Origin of the sequence: Streptomyces katrae (assembly GCF_000966975.1) — a bacterium.
Taxonomy (GTDB): Bacteria; Actinomycetota; Actinomycetes; order Streptomycetales; family Streptomycetaceae; genus Streptomyces; species Streptomyces katrae.
This window is the reverse complement of the sequence record NZ_JZWV01001454.1, coordinates 1-1,074: the sequence shown is the minus strand read 5'-3', so window position 1 is coordinate 1,074 and position 1,074 is coordinate 1. Positions and strand designations below refer to the sequence as shown.

1 pseudogene is annotated in these 1,074 nt (G+C 81.2%); it reads right to left on the bottom strand.

Going from position 1 to position 1,074, the window contains the following annotated elements:
- Positions 1-1,074, bottom strand: a pseudogene (locus VR44_RS38255) (hypothetical protein); the annotation flags it as partial.

The window sequence follows — 1,074 nt, the reverse complement described above, 5'->3', positions numbered from 1 at the left end:
AGTGCAGCCGATCACACCGGCGCGCCGTACCTGCAGCTCCCCGCCGGGTCCCGGCCGCAGGGTGGACGGGCCCGGGCCGGCCTGCCGGGCCAGACCCGCGCTGAACAGCACCGGGACCGGGGCGTCGGCGGAACCCGTACCGCCGCCGCCCAGCAGGGCGGGATCGAAGGCTCCGCAGCCCAGGGCCCGCGACAGGGCCGCGTACGCGGCGGGCTCCGCGACGACCAGGGTGACGCGGGTCCCGCCCCCGGCGGTGCCGAGGACGGAGGAGTCGTCGTCGGTCCACACCGGTACGGACGTCCGTACGCCCGGCAGCGCGGCCGCCGCCTTCACCAGGCCGTCCGGGAGCGGGCCGGCCCCGACCACGGAGATCCCCGCGTCGCCGCCGATCGTCCGGTGCGCCACGGCCAGCCGGGCCGTGTCCACGGACTGCAGGACCGCGGCCCCGAACCCGGCGGTCGTGACGGCCAGGAGCAGGGCGATCAGCGGCAGGACGGAGGGCCCGCTCCGGCCGCGGCCCGGTGTGCCGGCCCCGCTGCCGCCCTGGCCCCGGGCGGCCCGCACCAGTCCGAGGTAGCCGACCAGCCCGCGGCTGCGGCCGGCCGCCCGGGCGAGCCGGCCCGTCACCAGCGGCAGGAGCCGGGCCAGCAGCAGTGCCCCGCACAGCGCGAGCAGCAGCGGGGCGGCGATCAGCAGGGGGTCCGTACCGCTGCCGGCCGGGGCGACGCCGCGGCGGCGCACCTCCGACACGGCGGCCCCGGCGGCGGCGAGGACCAGCAGCTCGGCCACCACCCTGCGCCGGCGCGCGGCCGGGCGCGGCGGGGAGAGCAGGAAGGCCGCGCGGACCGGGAGGGCCAGCAGCGCGAGCAGCGTGACGGCCGCGGCGGAGAGCAGCGAGGCCGCGAGGCGGGGCGTGGGCAGCAGCAGGACGGCGAGCGCGGTGGCCGCGGCGGCCGCCGGGAGCACCGTGACGGCGCCCTCGCCGAGGAGCCGGCCCGCGATGCCGGCGCGTGAGCCGCCCCGCGCCAGCAGCAGCCTCAGCTCGGCCTCCCGGCGGTCCGCGGCGAGCGCGCC